Genomic DNA, 15,119 nt, shown 5'->3' with positions numbered 1-15,119 from the left:
CTCAGGCGGGCGGTCCGGCCACCGGTTCCCCGACACGTACGCGCAGCTTGTGCACGAAGTCGAGCTTGGCGATGACGGAGGGCGGCAGCACGAACGGGTACAGGTCGTTGGCGCCCATGCTGCGGTTGACCTGGTTCAGTGCGACGGAGAGCGGGATCCAGGTCTCGCGGACCACGTCGCCGAAGTCCTCCGAGCTGTTCGGGCCCGGACCCTCGGCGAGTCCGTAGTGCAGGGCGGTGTCCACGGTGTCGCAGATGTGCAGGTAGTGCGCGAACGTCTCGGCGAAGTCCTCGTAGGGGTGCATGGTGGCGTACGTGGAGATGTGCTCCCGCCGCCAGTCCTCGGGCGCGCCCTCGGCGTAGTGCCGCTTGAGGGCGTCCTGGTAGCTGGCGCGGTCGTCCCCGAAGATGCTGCGCGCCCGCTCGGTCAGGTCCGGATCCGAGAAGACGAGCGTCCCCTCGAAGTAGTGGCCGGTCTCGTGGCGGAAATGTCCCAGCATGGTGCGGTAGGGCTCGTCGAGTCTGGCGCGCATCTTCTCGCGATGGGAGTCCACGGTCTCCGCCAGGTCGATGGTGATGAGGCCGTTCTGGTGGCCGATCACCACCTTCTCCTCGACGCTGGAGAGCAGGTCGAAGGCGAGCCCCCGCTCCGGGTTCCGGTCGCGGTCCTCGATCGGCAGGCCGAGCACGTCGAGCTCGTACACGAGGTGCCGCTTGGACCGCTCGGCGTCGAGGAACTGGGCCAGCCCGGTGGTGTCGTGGTCGTCCGGGCGCGTCCGGGTGAGGGTGCAGCTGAAGCACTCGTCGCCCTCCTCCCGCACCAGCCAGGTGCATCCCGAGAGCTTCAGGTTCACGCAGCGGCGCAGGGACCGGCCCTCGAGGTCGCGGTACACGCCGTCGTCGTCCAGGGGTGCGAGAGTGCGCTCGCCGCGGTGGAATCCGAGCTGGGTGCCGCAGGCGAGGCAGCGGGAGTTCTCGAAGAACAGGGGCGCCGAGCAGACGGCGCAGGTGAAGCGTTGCATGGGGGCCTGTCCTGGTTCGGGTCGTGGAGCGGGTGGGTCAGCTGAAGAAGACGATGCGGAGGAGCGCGGCGGTGCCGATGACGAGGATGGTGGCGCGCAGCGCGAGGGGCGAGAGCCTGCGGCCCACCCGGGCGCCGAGGAAACCGCCCAGGGTGGCCCCGACGGCGATGATGAGCACCAGTGCCCAGTTGATGGAGCTCCAGGCGAACACCATGAACGTGACGGCCGCGACGCCGTTGACGGCAGTGGTCAGGACGTTCTTGATGGCATTGATGCGCTGGAGGCTCTCCATCGTGACCATGCTCATCAGGCCGACGATGAGGATGCCCTGCGCGGCGCCGAAGTACCCGCCGTAGACGCCGAGGACGCCGATACCGGCGAGCAGGAGCAGCGAACGACGCCGGGAGGGCGCTGTATCGGGTGGCGCGTCACCCGCCTTCGCGGCGGCGGCGCGCTGCACGCGCGGAGCCAGCGCCACCATGACCAGGCCGAGGACGATGAGGACGGGCACGATCGCCTGGAAGGCCTCCGCCGGCAGCACGAGCAGCAGCAGCGCACCGCCCAGTCCGCCGAGGACGGAGAGGGGCAGGAGCTGCAGCAGCAGGCGCTTGTTCGCGGCGATCTCGCGACGGTAGCCCCACGACCCGGACAGGCCGCCGCCCACGAGGCCGATGTTGTTGGAGATGTTCGCGACGATCGGCGGATAGCCGAACAGCAGGAGGGTGGGGAAGGTCACCAGGGTGCCGGAACCCACGACGACGTTGATCATGCCGGCCCAGAAGCCGGCGGCCAGGATCACGGCGATCTCGAGCAAACGGGGTCCTCTCGGTGGGGCGCCCGCTGCTTCGGGGCACGGGACCGTGCGGCAGGGAAGGCACCAGGCCAAGGATATGCCTGGTCTCCCTTCCCGCCGGACCGGGCAGTGCCTCAGGCGTCCTCGCGGTCGGGGCTCTCGAGGATGAAGAAGTTCGACTGCTTCCCGTCCTTGCGCTGCTCCTGGTAGATGAAGTTCAGCCGGCGCTCGTCGAACGTCCGGAACCACTCGTCCCAGCTCACCTGGCGCAGCTTGTCGGTGTCCTCGTTGAAGTCGAAGCGCAGGACGCCGAGGTGGTCGCCATGTTCGGTCCCGTCCACGGTCGCCGGCCGGGCGTTCCGCGCCTCGGCCCACTGTTTGATGACCTCGTGGTGCGTCGTCGCCAGGCTGCGGCCCTCCCGCTCGGGGTCCTCGTCGGGCGAGGTGATCTCCTGGGCGTACTTGAGCGATTTCGAGGTCTCGGATCCTGTGCGGATCCGGCCCCCGTCGGGTCCTGCGCCGACCTCCTCGGAGGTGTCTCCGGCGTCGCTGCCGGAACGGGACGCATCGCCGTCACCTCCACCCGGGCCGTCCGCGGAGTCCTGCCTGGCCTGGGCGACCGCGTCGACGAGTTCCGCCTTCCGCATCCCGGAGGTGCCCGGGAGTCCCTCCTCCCTGGCCTCCTTGCGGAGCTCGTCCACCTTCATGCCGCGCAGTTCCGTCTCGCTGACCTCGGGGGTGTTCGGGGTCTGGTTCCCGGGTTCGTCCGCCATGGTGATCTTCCTTCCGGTCGACGCTCCCGCGCAGGCCGGCGGACCCGGTCGGCACGAAGAACTAAGCGTGCTTACTACTTTCCGGGCGGCGGGGCGCGGTGTCAAGGGGAATCGGCGGCCTCGGCTCAGTGGCCGAACGCGTCCGAATCCACGATCTCGGCCTCGCCGGTGTCGAGCCTGTAGAGGCGCGCGAGTTCCTCGCCCGAGAGTTCGAAATCGAAGACGGCGAGGTTCTCCGCCAGCCGCTGGGGGTCGGAGGACTTCGGGATGGCGACCAGGCCCTGCTGCACGTGCCAGCGCAGCACCACCTGGGCCGGCGTGCGACCGTGCGCGGCGGCGATCGCGACCAGGCCCGGCTCGTCCAGGAGTCCGCCGCCCTGCCCCAGGGGGCTCCACGATTCCGTCACGATGCCGTGGTCGTTGTGGAAGGCGCGCTCCTCGATGCGGGGCCGCTGGGGGTCGAGCTGGATCTGGTTCACGTCGGGGACGATCCCGGCGTCGATGACCTGCTGCAGGTGCGCCGGCTTGTAGTTGGAGGTACCCACGGCGCGGACGAGCCCCTCCTCGAGCAGCGCGGCGATGCCCTGCACGGCCTCGACGTGGCGGCCCTGGTCCGGGTTCGGCCAGTGCACGAGCAGCAGGTCGATGTACTCGAGGCCGAGCAGCTGCGTGCTGGCTTCGAACGCGCGGCGGACGCCGTCCCTGCTGTGGTGTTCACGATTGAACTTGGTGGTGACGAACAGCTCCTCGCGGGGGATGCCGGAGCGGCGGATGCCCTCTCCCACGCCCTTCTCGTTGCGGTAGTTCTCCGCGGTGTCGATCAGCCGGTAGCCCGTCTCGATCGCCAGGCTCACGGTGTCGGCCGCGGCGGCGTCGTCCAGCGGCCAGGTGCCGAGCCCGAGGAGGGGGAGGTGGGCGCCGCTGCGCAGCTGGACGGTGGGTGCCGGTGCCATGGTGGAACTCCTGATCGGGGGACGGTGTCCGCACCAGCCTTTCCCGCCGGCAGGCGCTCCGTCAAACAGCCGTCGTCCCGGTATCTCCATGACAGAGATACCCTTGGGTTGTCCACGTGGCGCGGAGCGCCGGAGAGAGGCACCCCCATGCTGCACCGCATTCCGGCCATCTGTGCCGCCCTCGCGCTCATCGTCACGCCCCTGTGGCTCCTCACCACGAATCCTGCGGTGACGAGGTCGCACCCGCTGCTGCCCTCGCTCCTCCTCGGGGCGCTCGCCGTCGGACTCGGCATCGCCGTGCTCACCGCCCGTGCGTCGAGGAGGCCGCGGCCGGCCCGCGGACGCCCCGTGCCCGCGGGCGTCGGCGCTCTCGTGGCGATCGGCCTCATGGCGGTCCTCGCCTGGCTCGAACCTTTCGCGCTGACGGACGGGCAGGGCCCTGCCTCAGGGATCTCGCTCGTGAACGTCGACCTCGTCGAGGACGCCACCTCCATCACGCTGACCCCTCCGGAAGGCTCCTCGCGCGGTCTCGTCTTCTCTCCCGGTGCACGGGTGGAGGCCCTGGCCTATGTGCCACTCCTGTCCAGGGTGGCGCAGGAGGGCACCACCGTCGTCATCCTGAAGGTGCCGCTCGGCATCTCGCTCCTCCAGCCGGGTCAGGCGCGGTCGGCCCTGGAGGCGCATCCGGGCATCAGCACGTGGACAGTGGGCGGGCATTCCCTCGGTGGGGTCTCCGCGTCCGTCTTCGCGTCGGAGAACGACGACGTCGACGGGCTGCTGCTCTGGGCGTCCTACCCGCTCGACGACCTGTCCGGCAGCACTCTAAAGGTCCTGTCCGTCAGCGGCTCGGAGGACGGCCTGAGCACCCAGGCCGACATCCACGCCTCCCGGCGACTGCTGCCTGCCGGTACCCGCTTCGCCGAGATCCGCGGGGGAGTACATGCCTTCTTCGGGGACTACGGTGACCAGCCGGGCGACGGAGTGCCCACGACGGGCCGGAGCACCGCGCAGGACGGGATCGTCGCTGTGACGAACGATTTCCTGGACCGCTAGCCGACGAGCCGTCGCGGGTGGAGGTCCAGGCGGCCGGTGCCGCGGATCAGGCGTGCGCCGCTGTAGGTGGCCCGCGGCGGGCGGCCCGTGGCGCCGACGGCGAGCAGGTCGTCGATCAGTTCGTTGACGGCGCCGGCGATGCAGTCGCGTTCCTCACGCGTGAGGGGGATGAGCCCGTGGAGGTAGGCGTCCAGTTCCAGTTCATCGAAGAAGCCGCCCGAGTTGAGGTAGTGCAGGTACACCTCGCCGAGCGTCAGTGACGACGCCGTCATGGCCGTGCTGGCGGTCTGGAACTGCAAGGCAGACTCCCTCGGGTGCAGGATCACCCGGGCGCCGACGGCAGGGGTGTTTTCGATTACCGTAGTCCGGCCGCCATCAAGCCGGGCAGGGGGCGGCATCAAGATTTGCTCAAGCCGTCCTCCTGGTCGGTGCGGGGCCGGAGGGTTATAGTAAGGGTACTTAATTTCCCATCCGGAAAGAATGCGCCTATAGTTTCGGGCAGGGCCTAGCAGCGGGCCATCGAACCACCACTGTGGAGCTGACCATGGAAACAACCTCTTTTGCCGATTACCGTCCCCAGTCCGCGCAGGTCGCCGACTCGGACCAGGCGGGGTGGGGTACCGTTCCCCGACTCTCCCCCAGCCCCCTTCCTCGCACCGAGGACGCGGAGTTCCCCGAGGACCTGAGCGTCGTCTCGACCCGTCAGTTGCGCGTGCTGTGCAATCAGAGCTACCGGCTGCTCGACCGCGACTTCCCGCCGATGGAGGCCGTGCACCATTACGAGCTGCTGGTCGAGGAGATCGAGCGGCGTGAGGCCCAGGCGGAGGTGCGCTCCGCTCCCGTGCGGACCCGCAGCGGCTTCCGGGACAACTCCCTCTTCGCCCGTTTCGAGCTCTTCAGCGACGGCACCATGGTGGGCCACGTGAAGTACGAGATGAGAGGCTCGCACGCGGTCCTGATCCAGGCCGTCGTCGATCCCCGGTTCGACGCCGTCGACGTCGAGCCGGCACTCATCCGCCAGGTGCTTCTCAACGCGCACAAGCGCCGTATCGCCGTGGTCCCCTACTGCCCCCGAGTGCGTGAGTTCCTGACGGAGTTCCCTCAGTACCGTGCCCTCCTGCCGGTCGATCAGCGCAAGCGGCTCGAGGCGACACTGCGCGCGGCGGACGACGACTAGCCTGCGCCGGGGCGGCGCTGCCGCCGGGAGGCGGGGTCACCGAGGTGGTGCAGGTGCGGCCGGAGCAGTGTGCGCTCCGCTGCGACCCTGTCCCTGACGGTGCACCGTTCTCCGATTCCCTCGCCATGATCGTGACCTTGTGCCGCAGGGATCACGGTAGCGATCCCTGCGGCACCACCGGGTCCGGTCAGGGGCGGACGAGCATCTTGCCCGTGTTGGCGCCGTTCATCATGTCCAGGAAGGCTCGGACGGAGTTCCCGATGCCGTCCACCACGGTCTCGTCGAACACCACCGAACCGTCGGCCAGCCAGCCCGTCATCTTCTCGGCGAACTCGCCCTGCAGGTCCTGGTGCTGCCCCACGATGAATCCCTCGAGCGTGAGGGAGTTCTTCACCAGGTTGGCCATGTTGTCCGGGCCGGCCGTGCGCTCTGTGCTGTTGTACTGGGAGATCGCTCCGCACAGCGCGGCGCGGCCGCCGCGGTTGAGCCGGTCGAGGGCTGCCTCCAGGTGGTCGCCGCCCACGTTGTCGAAATAGACGTCGATGCCGTCGGGGGTGACCTCGCGCAGTTGCTTGCGGACGGGTGCGTCCTTGTAGTTGAACGCGTCGTCGTACCCGTACCTGTCCTTCAGGAGCGCCACCTTCTCGGCCGATCCGGCGGAACCGATCACGCGCGAGGCGCCCAGCTTGCGGGCCACCTGCCCGGCGATGGAACCGACGGCGCCTGCTGCTCCCGAGATGAAGACGACGTCGCCCTCCCTGAGTCCGGCCACCCGCTTGAGCCCGGCGTAGGCGGTCAGCCCGGTCATCCCGGCAGCGCCGAGGAACACGGACAGGGGCAGTTCCGTCTCCGGGAGGGGGGAGAAGTGGGCGGCGGGCCCCTGGGCGACGTCCCGCCAGCCGTAGCTGGAGAGGACCGCGCTGCCCACGGGCAGGGCGTCGGACGTCGACTCCACGACCCGGCCCACCGCGCCGCCCGTCATGGTCTCGCCGAGATCGAACGGAGGGACGTAGGACTTCGCCTCGCTCATGCGTCCGCGCATGTAGGGATCCACCGACACGTACTCGTTGCGGACCCGCACCTCGTCCCTGCCGAGTTCGGGAAGCTCGACCTGCACCGTGGCGAAGTCCTCGGTGGTCGGCGTGCCGACGGGGCGGGAGACGAGCTGGATCTGGGTGCTGGTGGTCATGACTTCTCCTCGTGCTGGATTACTTCCTGCTGGCGACAACCAATGAAGCGGAGGAACTATTCCGCTTACCGGCGCGTCGGTCGGTGGGATCGTCCATGGTCATGTTACTGGTGAGTAATATAGCGGGCATGCACCTGATCTTCCGCACCCTGCTGCTGCTGTTCGTCTCCGGCAGGCGCTCGGCGCTCAGCATCTGGGAGGCCGGCAGCATCCCCCTCCGGGTCCTCCTCACGGACATCGACATCGCGATGCACATGAACAACGGGATGTACTTCTCGGTGTTCGATCTCGGGCGGTTCGACCTCATGGTGCGCAGTGGCGTGTGGCGGAGCATGCGCGCCCGCGGTTGGAGCCCCGTGGCGGCCGGGGAGACGATCAGCTTCCGCAAATCGCTCCGGCTGAGCCAGCGGTACTCGATCGAGACCCGCATCCTCGGTCTCGACGAGCGCGCCATCTACTTCGAGCAGCGCGCCGTGGCCGACGGCGAGATCTACGCGCGGGCGGTGATCGCCACCCGCCTCGTCTCCAGCGCCGGGCCGGTCAGCAACGAGGACATCATCGCGGCCTTCGGCGCTCCGCCCGAGGACCTCGTGCTGCCGGAGTGGATCCACGCATGGCGCCTGAACAATACGCTCCCGAGTACGCGCAGGCCCGCACCGCACGCCTGGTGAGCAGGGTGTCCTCGGCGCCGATCCTTGCCCCAGCGTCCGGATGTCAACTAATGTTGACGCATGGAGGTGGAGCGCATGAAGACACTCGTCGGCTCGATGGATGGGAAGGGGCCTGCGGAATCCCTGCAGGCGATCGCGGAACTGCACCGGGAGATCGGCAGGGCCGAGGCCGGACTCGTGCGCAGCGCGCGCCAGGCCGGCTTGTCCTGGGAGGCCATCGCCCAGTGCCTGGGCGTGAGCAAGCAGGCCGTGCACCGTAAGTACGGCAAACGCTAGGGCCGTCGAGGCCCGGCGCGAGGACGGGAGGCGGTCCGCGGTGCGGGCCGCCTCCCACTCGCTTGCAGGGGGGGGGGCGCGGTCGCTACCGCTCGCCGGCCTTCGTCGTCCGCCCGCGCACCAGGCGCTGGATGCCGTAGAGGGCGAGCCCCAGGACCAGGAGGATTCCGGCGCGGAGCCAGATCTCGCCGGTCTGCTGGGTGAGCAGCAGCACGCACGAGGCGATCGCGAGGTACGGGAAGACCGCGGGGATGCGGAAGTGCTGGTGGTCCACCTCGTCCTTCCGCAGCACGATCACGGCGATGTTGGTGCTGAGGAAGACGAACAGCAGGAGCAGGACGACGGTCTGCGACAGCGACTCGAGCCCGCCGGTGAGCGTGAGTGCCATGGCCACGAGGGTGGTGGCGACGATCGCGACCCAGGGGGTGCGGCGGGTGGGGAGCACGCGGTCGAAGACCGACGGGAAGAGTCCCTGCTCCGCCATGCCGTAGGTCAGGCGGCTGGACATGATCATGGTGAGCAGGGCGCCGTTGGCGACGGCGATGAGGGCCACGAGGCTGAAGAGCCAGGGCGGGATGCCCGCGCCCGTGGCCGCGACGACGTCGAGCAGGGGCGAACTGGAGCCGGCGAGCTGGTCGGGTGACAGCGCGGCCGAGGACGCGAGCCCGATGAGGAGGTACACGACGCCGGCCGTCAGGAGAGCGCCGAAGATGGCGCGCGGGTAGACGCGGCTGACGTCCTTGACCTCCTCGGCGACATTCGCGGACACCTCGAACCCGACGAAGGAGTAGTAGGCGATCAGGGACGCGGACAGCGCGGCGGATGCGGCATTCACGCCGGGTGGGAACTCGGTGACGCGCGAGACGTCACCGTTGCCGGCCGCCACGAACACGCCCACGACGACGATGACCAGGACGAGGCCCGACACCTCGATGACGGTCATGACCACGTTGCTGCGGACCGACTCCTTGATGCCGCGCATGTTCAGCAGGGCGAGGAGGACGAGGAACACCAGGGCGGCGGGCACGGCCGGCACGTCGACGAACGTGGTGAGGTACCCCCCGGCGAACGCCTGGGCGAGGCCGGCCGCGCTGGTCACGCCGGCGGCGAGCATGCAGAAGCCCACGAGGAACGAGATGAACGGCTTCTTGAAGGCGCGTTCGGCGAAGACCGCGGCTCCGCCGGCCCGTGGGTACTTGGTGACGAGTTCGGCGTAGGACCCGGCGGTCAGCAGGGCCAGGGCCAGGGCCACCATGAGGGGCACCCAGATGGCGCCGCCCACCTGCTCGGAGATCACGCCGACGAGCGCGTACACGCCCGCGCCGAGGACGTCGCCGAGGATGAAGAGGTACAGCAGCGGACCCGAGATGCCGCGCTTCAATCTAGTGTCGGAAACCTGTTCTGTGGTGGCCATAGGGGTCAGTGTAGGCGAAACTACTAAGCCGACTGGCTATTTTTGTCCCCGCTGATACCACTCGTCGCGTAGGAAGCGCCAGTTAGCGCGGAACAGTGACCGACGGGTGTGATGCACAGCATACTTGCCGTTAACAACGATGGCCGGGGTCGGCCACCCCCGCTGACGGAGAGGCTGTCGATGAGCTGGTTGGACCGCGAGCACACAGTGGCGCCCCCCGGATACAACCGCTGGCTCATCCCGCCGGCCGCACTGGCCGTGCACCTGTGTATCGGACAGGCCTACGCGACCAGCGTCTACAAGACCGCACTGACGGCCCATTTCGATGCCACGCTCACCCAGATCGGCATCATCTTCTCCATCGCGATCGTGATGCTCGGCCTGTCCGCCGCCGTCCTCGGCACGTGGGTGGACCGCAACGGGCCCCGCAAGGCGATGTTCACGTCGGCACTGTTCTGGACCGCGGGCTTCCTGGTCGGAGCACTCGGCATCTTCACCCACCAGCTGTGGCTCGTGTACATCGGGTACGGCTTCATCGGCGGGATCGGACTCGGCATCGGCTACATCTCGCCGGTGTCCACGCTCATCAAGTGGTTCCCCGATCGTCCGGGCCTCGCCACGGGCATGGCCATCATGGGCTTCGGCGGTGGCGCCCTCATCGCCAGCCCCCTGTCCACGCAACTGCTGCGCATGTACGACCCGGAGTCCGGGACGGAGGGCTGGGTGGCCAGCGGCGACGCCGTCGGGAAGCTGTTCCTGACCCTCGCCGTCATCTATTTCGTCTACATGATGTTCGGTGCCTTCACCATCAAGGTGCCGGCCGAGGGCTGGAAGCCCGAGGGGTTCGACCCTTCGCAGCTGAAATCCAAGCCGCTCGTCACCACCGACAACGTCTCCGCCGCCAACGCGATCAGGACCCGCCAGTTCTGGCTCGTGTGGATCGTGCTGTTCTGCAACGTCACGGCGGGCATCGGCATCCTGGAGCAGGCATCGCCGATGATCCAGGACTTCTTCCGCGGTGCGGACGGAACGACGGCGGTCTCCGTCGCCGTCGCCGGCGGCTTCGTGGGCCTGCTGTCCATCGGCAACATGGGCGGGCGCTTCGTCTGGTCGACGACGTCGGACATCATCGGGCGCCGGCGCATCTACATGGTCTACCTCGGGGTGGGGGCGGTCCTCTACGCGGTGCTCGCCCTGGCCGGCTCATCCACCACGCTGCTGTTCGTGGTGCTGGCGTTCGTGATCATCTCCTTCTACGGCGGCGGTTTCGCCACCGTTCCCGCGTACCTGCGCGATCTCTTCGGCACGTACCAGGTCGGCGCGATCCACGGCAGGCTCCTGACCGCCTGGTCCGCCGCAGGCATCGCGGGGCCGCTGATCGTCAACGCGTTCCTCGATTCGCAGGGGACACCGGGCGAACTGACCGCGGGCGCCTACCAGCCCGCCCTGCTCACCATGGTGGGCCTGCTGATCGTGGGCTTCATCGCCAACCTGATGGTCCGGCCGGTCGATCCCCGTTTCCACGAGCCCGTGCAGGACACACCCCGAGAATTCGCGAAGGAGGCCTGACATGGCCGGAGCACGCATCGCCGCCGTCTGGGCACTTGTCGGGTTGCCCCTCGCCTACGGCGTCTTCCAGACCCTCACGCGCGTCGCGGCACTGTTCGGGGGGTGAGCCGTGCCGCCCGGGCGGTCCGCGCCCCGCGACCCCGTCCGTGGACGACGCCGGGCTCCCGGCCGATCCCGGCACCCGACCCGGTCACTCCGACGTGGCAGCCGCGCCGGCGGCAGGCGTCAGGTGAAGACGTGGAGGAAGCGGAAGAACACGGAGGCAGCGACGGCGATGTAGGTCAGCACGATGACCGGTCCTACCCAGGCGGCGAGCCACCGGGTGAGGGCTGCCGGTGCCGGAATGATGCCGTGGACCATGTTCCGGAGGGTGGTGAGGATGAACAGCGGGATCATCGCCGCCCAGACGATCATGCAGTAGAGGCACAGGATGTAGATGTCGAACAGGGCCTGGCTCCACAACCAGACCGCGAAGACGGAACCGAGCGTGACGCCCGTCTGCAGGGCCGCCCAGTACCAGCGGGCGAACCGGGCTCCGGCGAGCAGCGCCATGCCGGTGGTGATGATGGCCATGAAGCCCACGAGCCCGATGAACGGGTTGGGGAAGCCGAAGAGCTCGGATTGCCAGGTCTCCATGACCCGGCCGCAGGACACCCACGGGTTGATGTCGCAGCTGGTGACGTGGGCGGGGTCCCGGTACAGCTCGAGCTTCTCGAGGACGAGGATCCCGGCGGCGACCCACCCGACGGCCCCGGTGGCGACGAGCATGATCCCGAACGGGATCCGGCGGGCGAACCCGGGTACGTCGGACAGCTCCTGTCGCGCCGCCTCCGGTGCCGATCCGACCCCAGGGGTCGTGTGTGCCACGGCGCTCAGTCCGCGATCGCGGTTTCGACGAGGCTGCGGAACTCCTCGACCGAGGCGGGCTGGATCTTCCGGCCGTCGAGGAAGAACGTCGGGGTTCCCTCGACCTCCAGGGCCAAGCCGTCGGTCTTGTCGACGTTCACGCGCTCCATCGTTGCCGGATCGGCAATCGCGGCGTCGTAGGCGGCCAGATCGAGGCCCAGATCCTCGGCGTAACCCCGGAAGACCGGGGACCGGTTCTCGTTGGTATGGCTCCACTCGGTCTGCGTCTCGTACATCCGGGCGTGCATCTCCTTGAACCTGCCCTGCTGCGCGGCAGCCTCGACGGCGGCGGCCGCGGTCTCGGAGTTCGGGTGTCCCGGAAGGGGGAAATACCGGGACACGATCGTCAGGTTCTCCCCGTACTCCTCCGAGAGGTCCTCCACCAGCGGGTACGCGGCCAGGCAGGATTCGCATTCGAAGTCGAGGAACTCGACCAGGACGGCCTTCTCGTCCGGAGCCTGGGACAGTCGATGGCTGTCCTCACGGACCACGCCGGCGGCGGCGTTCGTCGTGCCGGCGGCCTGGCCCTGCGCGCCGAGCGTGTTCACGAGGAGGACGAGGCCTATGACGAGGGCGACGGCGGCGAGCAGGCCGATCGCGATCCGGTTCTGCACGCTCAGGCCCTTCTTCGTGTCAGGCGTCGTGCTGGGAGCGGGGGCGGGGGTCGGCACTGTGGTGTCTCCTCGTCGTGGAATTGCGTGGCCCTGGCCGTTCCCGGCCGATGGCAGGGAACGGCTGGTGGATCCGGATCGTGCCGGGAGCGTCAGTCGTGCGCGCAGCATGCGCAAGACGCGGCGGCTGTCGGGGTGTCCGTGCCACCGGCCGTCGTGCTCCCACAGGAGTCAACGCCTTCGGGGGTGTCGGGGGTTCCGAACGACGGGGCGCAGCACGAGTCACCCTTCCATGCCTCGCGGCCTTCCTTGATGGCGACGGCGGCGATGACCAGGGCGGCGATCGGGTCGGCCCAGGACCAACCGAGGGTGCTGTTGAGCAGCAGGCCCACCAGCAGGACTCCTGACAGGTACGTGCAGAGCAGGGTCTGCTTCGAGTCCGCGACGGCGGAGCGGGAACCGAGTTCACGTCCGGCCCGACGCTGCGCCCAGGACAGGAACGGCATCACGGCAAGGCTGACCGCTGCAAGGATGATTCCGACCGGAGAGTGATCGGCCTCCGCCCCGCCGAGCAGACTGCGGACGGAATCGAAGGTCACGAACGCGGCGAGCCCGAAGAAGGAGAACGCGATCAGGCGCAGCGCGGTCTTCTCACGAGCCTCCGGATCGCGGCCGGCGAACTGCCACGCCACGGCGGCCGCCGACAGGACCTCGACGATCGAGTCCAGGCCGAAGCCGATCAGGGCGCTGGAGGACGCCATCGTGCCGGCGCTGATCGCGACGACGGCTTCGATGACGTTGTAGGTGATCGTCGCCGCGACGAACAGGCGGATCCGGCGGGACAGGACCGCCCGGCGCTCCGTCGTCGGGGAGGGTCGCACCGACCGGTCCGACGTGATCGAGGAGTGAGTGCTCATCAGCAGCACGCCCTTCCTGCGACATGGGCGTCCTTCGTGGTGCAGCAGCACTCGGGGCCGCTGATGGCCACGACGTCCAGCAGGGCGGTGAGGGCCTCGCCCAATTTCGGGTCCGCGAGCTCGTACCGGACCCGGCGCCCCTCGGGAACCGCGACCACCAGTCCGCACCCGCGCAGGCACGTCAGGTGATTCGACAGGCTCTGCTTGCTGACCCCGGCCATCTCGGCGAGGTCACCCGGGTAGGACGGCGCCTCGCGCAGTGCCAGCAGGACCCGGGATCGCGTGGGATCCGAGAGCGCATAGCCGAACCGTGCCAGGACGGAGGACCGGGTGATGGTTTCCATGCATGCAAAGGTACATCAGTTCGTGTACCGACAATGGTCGGAGGCCGGCGCTGGCCTCGGGTTCCAGCGCACCGGTTGCGCGGCAGATAGTAAGGGTGCTTATGTATACTCGCTCTGAAGGGCGATGCACCGATCCGGGTGCGCCCCTGACCCCTGTCGCCTCCTGGGGGCGACTGCTCGAGGAAAGGCACCATCATGACTTCCGATCCGACAGATCATCGCAGCACCCACGATCAGGGCGGTGCGATCCCCGGGGAGGTCCGGGGAGGCCGCGGGGGCAGGAACCCGGCGGCACGGTCCCGCAGCGGTGCGATCTGGACGGCCATCGTGTGTGCACTGATCCTCCTCGTCCTGCTCATCGTGTTCTTCCTGCAGAACGAGACTCCTGTACTCGTGACGTTCTTCGGCCTCGAGGGGTCCATCGCCCTGGGCCTGGCGCTGCTGATCGCGGCAGTGGGCGGAGGGCTCGTCGTCGCACTGGTCGGGGCGGTGCGCATCATCAAGCTCCGCGCAGCGGCGCGGAGGTCGACCCGGTAGGGCCATCGGTCGAAGTCGGCAAGCCCGGAAGTGGCCGGGCCGCATCATCGAGGAGGGATCCTCGGTAGACTGGACCTGTCGTTCAGCAGCGGACGGTTCATCTCTCCAGTCCGTCCACCAGGGTGGTGGACGGCAGGCGCGAAGGCAGGTCCTCATGCCCACATCCAGCTCTCGTAGGCCGGCGATCGATGCTCAGGCACTCTCGGACGAACTGCAGGACCTGGTCCTCGACAGCGGAGACATCGGCACGTTGCTGACGCTCCTGGCCGAGCAGGCAGCCGCCGAGTTCGCCACGTCCACCCAGAACGTCCTCTGCGGCGTGACCCTGCTGCGGCCCCGGAAGAAGCTCACCATCGCCAGCAGCAGCGCCCGCGCCCAGCAGGTCGACGAGGTGCAGTACCGGTTCGACGACGGGCCCTGCCTGCGGGCCGCCCGGACCGGCCACGCACAGTACGTCGCCGACTTCCGCACCGACACCCGCTTCGGCGGATACTCCACGGCCGTGAGGAGGCTCGGTGTCCTGTCCGCGCTGGGAACCCCGATCCCCCTGGACGGAGACGCGAAGGCTGCACTCGATCTGTATGCGGAACACCCGGACGCGTTCGACGACGAGACCCTGGCCGCGGTCCAGGACATGGCGACGGGGGCCTCGAAGGCCCTCCGCCTGGCGGTGCGTCTCGCCCAGGTCACCGACACCAACCACGACCTGATGACCGCGATGGACTCCCGGACCGCCATCCTTCTGGCTGCCGGAGTGATCATGGGCCAGAACCGGTGCAGCCACGAGGACGCGATGCGGATCCTGCGATCAGCTTCCAGCAGCCGGAACGTGAAGCTCCACGACGTCGCGGCCCACGTCCTGGCGTCCATCGACCAGCAGGTCCCGGAAACCCACTTCCAGTCCTGACGTCCCCG

At 68.7% G+C, this 15,119-nt stretch carries 19 protein-coding genes; 8 read left to right on the top strand and 11 right to left on the bottom strand.

Features of this window, described 5'->3' with window-relative positions; genetic code table 11:
• Window position 1 precedes the first annotated feature (1 nt).
• The 4 genes from QFZ50_RS13995 to QFZ50_RS13980 form a co-directional block, all read right to left on the bottom strand.
• Window positions 2-1,021 carry a zinc-binding metallopeptidase family protein gene (locus QFZ50_RS13995; protein WP_307085143.1) on the bottom strand — a complete coding sequence of 340 codons (1,020 nt, stop codon included), beginning with the start codon at window positions 1,019-1,021 and terminating at the stop codon, window positions 2-4.
• Window positions 1,022-1,058: 37 nt separating this feature from the next.
• Complete coding sequence (locus tag QFZ50_RS13990) at window positions 1,059-1,835, bottom strand: sulfite exporter TauE/SafE family protein (RefSeq protein ID WP_307085141.1); 777 nt, start codon at window positions 1,833-1,835, stop codon at window positions 1,059-1,061.
• Window positions 1,836-1,948: 113 nt separating this feature from the next.
• Entirely contained in the window at window positions 1,949-2,587 is a 639-nt protein-coding gene (locus QFZ50_RS13985) for a Rho termination factor N-terminal domain-containing protein (RefSeq protein WP_307085138.1), read from the bottom strand.
• Window positions 2,588-2,712: 125 nt separating this feature from the next.
• Window positions 2,713-3,540, bottom strand: coding sequence for an aldo/keto reductase (locus QFZ50_RS13980; RefSeq protein WP_307085135.1), 828 nt, complete (start codon window positions 3,538-3,540; stop codon window positions 2,713-2,715).
• A gap of 147 nt (window positions 3,541-3,687) precedes the next feature.
• On the opposite strand from QFZ50_RS13980, the gene QFZ50_RS13975 reads away from it, so the two are divergent.
• Window positions 3,688-4,593: an alpha/beta hydrolase gene (locus tag QFZ50_RS13975; RefSeq protein ID WP_307085133.1), complete on the top strand. Its 906-nt coding sequence runs from the start codon at window positions 3,688-3,690 to the stop codon at window positions 4,591-4,593.
• Here the strand turns inward: QFZ50_RS13975 and QFZ50_RS13970 are convergent.
• The gene (locus QFZ50_RS13970; RefSeq protein WP_307085131.1) at window positions 4,590-4,892 is read right to left on the bottom strand and encodes a hypothetical protein; all 303 of its coding nucleotides are present in this window, start codon (window positions 4,890-4,892) and stop codon (window positions 4,590-4,592) included. The genes QFZ50_RS13975 and QFZ50_RS13970 overlap by 4 nt on opposite strands.
• A gap of 245 nt (window positions 4,893-5,137) precedes the next feature.
• Between QFZ50_RS13970 and QFZ50_RS13965 the strand changes: the two genes are divergently transcribed.
• Window positions 5,138-5,770, top strand: coding sequence for a GNAT family N-acetyltransferase (locus QFZ50_RS13965; RefSeq protein ID WP_307085130.1), 633 nt, complete (start codon window positions 5,138-5,140; stop codon window positions 5,768-5,770).
• Between the two features lie 187 nt (window positions 5,771-5,957).
• On the opposite strand, the gene QFZ50_RS13960 is transcribed toward QFZ50_RS13965, so the two are convergent.
• On the bottom strand, window positions 5,958-6,959 hold the full coding sequence (locus tag QFZ50_RS13960; RefSeq protein WP_307085128.1) for an NADP-dependent oxidoreductase: 1,002 nt from the start codon (window positions 6,957-6,959) through the stop codon (window positions 5,958-5,960).
• 128 nt (window positions 6,960-7,087) lie between these two features.
• Here QFZ50_RS13960 and QFZ50_RS13955 point away from each other — a divergent pair, with 128 nt between their 5' ends.
• Both QFZ50_RS13955 and QFZ50_RS13950 read left to right on the top strand, forming a co-directional pair.
• Entirely contained in the window at window positions 7,088-7,630 is a 543-nt protein-coding gene (locus QFZ50_RS13955; RefSeq protein ID WP_307086828.1) for an acyl-CoA thioesterase, read from the top strand.
• Window positions 7,631-7,690: 60 nt separating this feature from the next.
• Complete coding sequence (locus QFZ50_RS13950; RefSeq protein ID WP_307085126.1) at window positions 7,691-7,906, top strand: AsnC family protein; 216 nt, start codon at window positions 7,691-7,693, stop codon at window positions 7,904-7,906.
• A gap of 85 nt (window positions 7,907-7,991) precedes the next feature.
• On the opposite strand, the gene QFZ50_RS13945 is transcribed toward QFZ50_RS13950, so the two are convergent.
• Window positions 7,992-9,320, bottom strand: a complete 1,329-nt coding sequence (locus QFZ50_RS13945) for an APC family permease (protein ID WP_307085124.1) — start codon at window positions 9,318-9,320, stop codon at window positions 7,992-7,994.
• Between the two features lie 180 nt (window positions 9,321-9,500).
• Here QFZ50_RS13945 and QFZ50_RS13940 point away from each other — a divergent pair, with 180 nt between their 5' ends.
• Together QFZ50_RS13940 and QFZ50_RS18270 are read left to right on the top strand one after the other, a co-directional pair.
• A complete protein-coding gene (locus QFZ50_RS13940; RefSeq protein ID WP_307085122.1) occupies window positions 9,501-10,889 on the top strand; it encodes an OFA family MFS transporter in 1,389 nt (462 codons plus the stop codon).
• A gap of 1 nt (window position 10,890) precedes the next feature.
• Entirely contained in the window at window positions 10,891-10,995 is a 105-nt protein-coding gene (locus tag QFZ50_RS18270; RefSeq protein WP_444875958.1) for an MFS transporter small subunit, read from the top strand.
• 119 nt (window positions 10,996-11,114) lie between these two features.
• On the opposite strand, the gene QFZ50_RS13935 is transcribed toward QFZ50_RS18270, so the two are convergent.
• The 4 genes from QFZ50_RS13935 to QFZ50_RS13920 all read right to left on the bottom strand — a co-directional run bounded on the left by QFZ50_RS13935 (window position 11,115) and on the right by QFZ50_RS13920 (window position 13,667).
• The gene (locus QFZ50_RS13935) at window positions 11,115-11,756 is read right to left on the bottom strand and encodes a vitamin K epoxide reductase family protein (protein WP_373462280.1); all 642 of its coding nucleotides are present in this window, start codon (window positions 11,754-11,756) and stop codon (window positions 11,115-11,117) included.
• Window positions 11,757-11,761: 5 nt separating this feature from the next.
• Entirely contained in the window at window positions 11,762-12,466 is a 705-nt protein-coding gene (locus QFZ50_RS13930) for a DsbA family protein (protein WP_307085120.1), read from the bottom strand.
• Window positions 12,467-12,558: 92 nt separating this feature from the next.
• Window positions 12,559-13,323, bottom strand: coding sequence for a cation transporter (locus tag QFZ50_RS13925; RefSeq protein WP_307085118.1), 765 nt, complete (start codon window positions 13,321-13,323; stop codon window positions 12,559-12,561).
• Entirely contained in the window at window positions 13,323-13,667 is a 345-nt protein-coding gene (locus tag QFZ50_RS13920) for an ArsR/SmtB family transcription factor (RefSeq protein WP_307085116.1), read from the bottom strand. Before QFZ50_RS13920 ends, QFZ50_RS13925 begins: the two co-directional genes overlap by 1 nt.
• Before the next feature lie 195 nt (window positions 13,668-13,862).
• Between QFZ50_RS13920 and QFZ50_RS13915 the strand changes: the two genes are divergently transcribed.
• Window positions 13,863-14,204, top strand: a complete 342-nt coding sequence (locus QFZ50_RS13915) for a lipopolysaccharide assembly protein LapA domain-containing protein (RefSeq protein ID WP_307085114.1) — start codon at window positions 13,863-13,865, stop codon at window positions 14,202-14,204.
• Window positions 14,205-14,358: 154 nt separating this feature from the next.
• Window positions 14,359-15,111: a GAF and ANTAR domain-containing protein gene (locus tag QFZ50_RS13910; RefSeq protein WP_307085113.1), complete on the top strand. Its 753-nt coding sequence runs from the start codon at window positions 14,359-14,361 to the stop codon at window positions 15,109-15,111.
• The last annotated feature ends 8 nt before the right edge of the window (window positions 15,112-15,119 follow it).

The organism is Arthrobacter agilis, from assembly GCF_030816075.1.
In the GTDB taxonomy this organism is placed as follows: Bacteria; Actinomycetota; Actinomycetes; order Actinomycetales; family Micrococcaceae; genus Arthrobacter_D; species Arthrobacter_D agilis_E.
The sequence above is the reverse complement of the archived record's forward strand: the minus strand, read 5'-3'. Positions and strand labels throughout refer to the sequence as shown.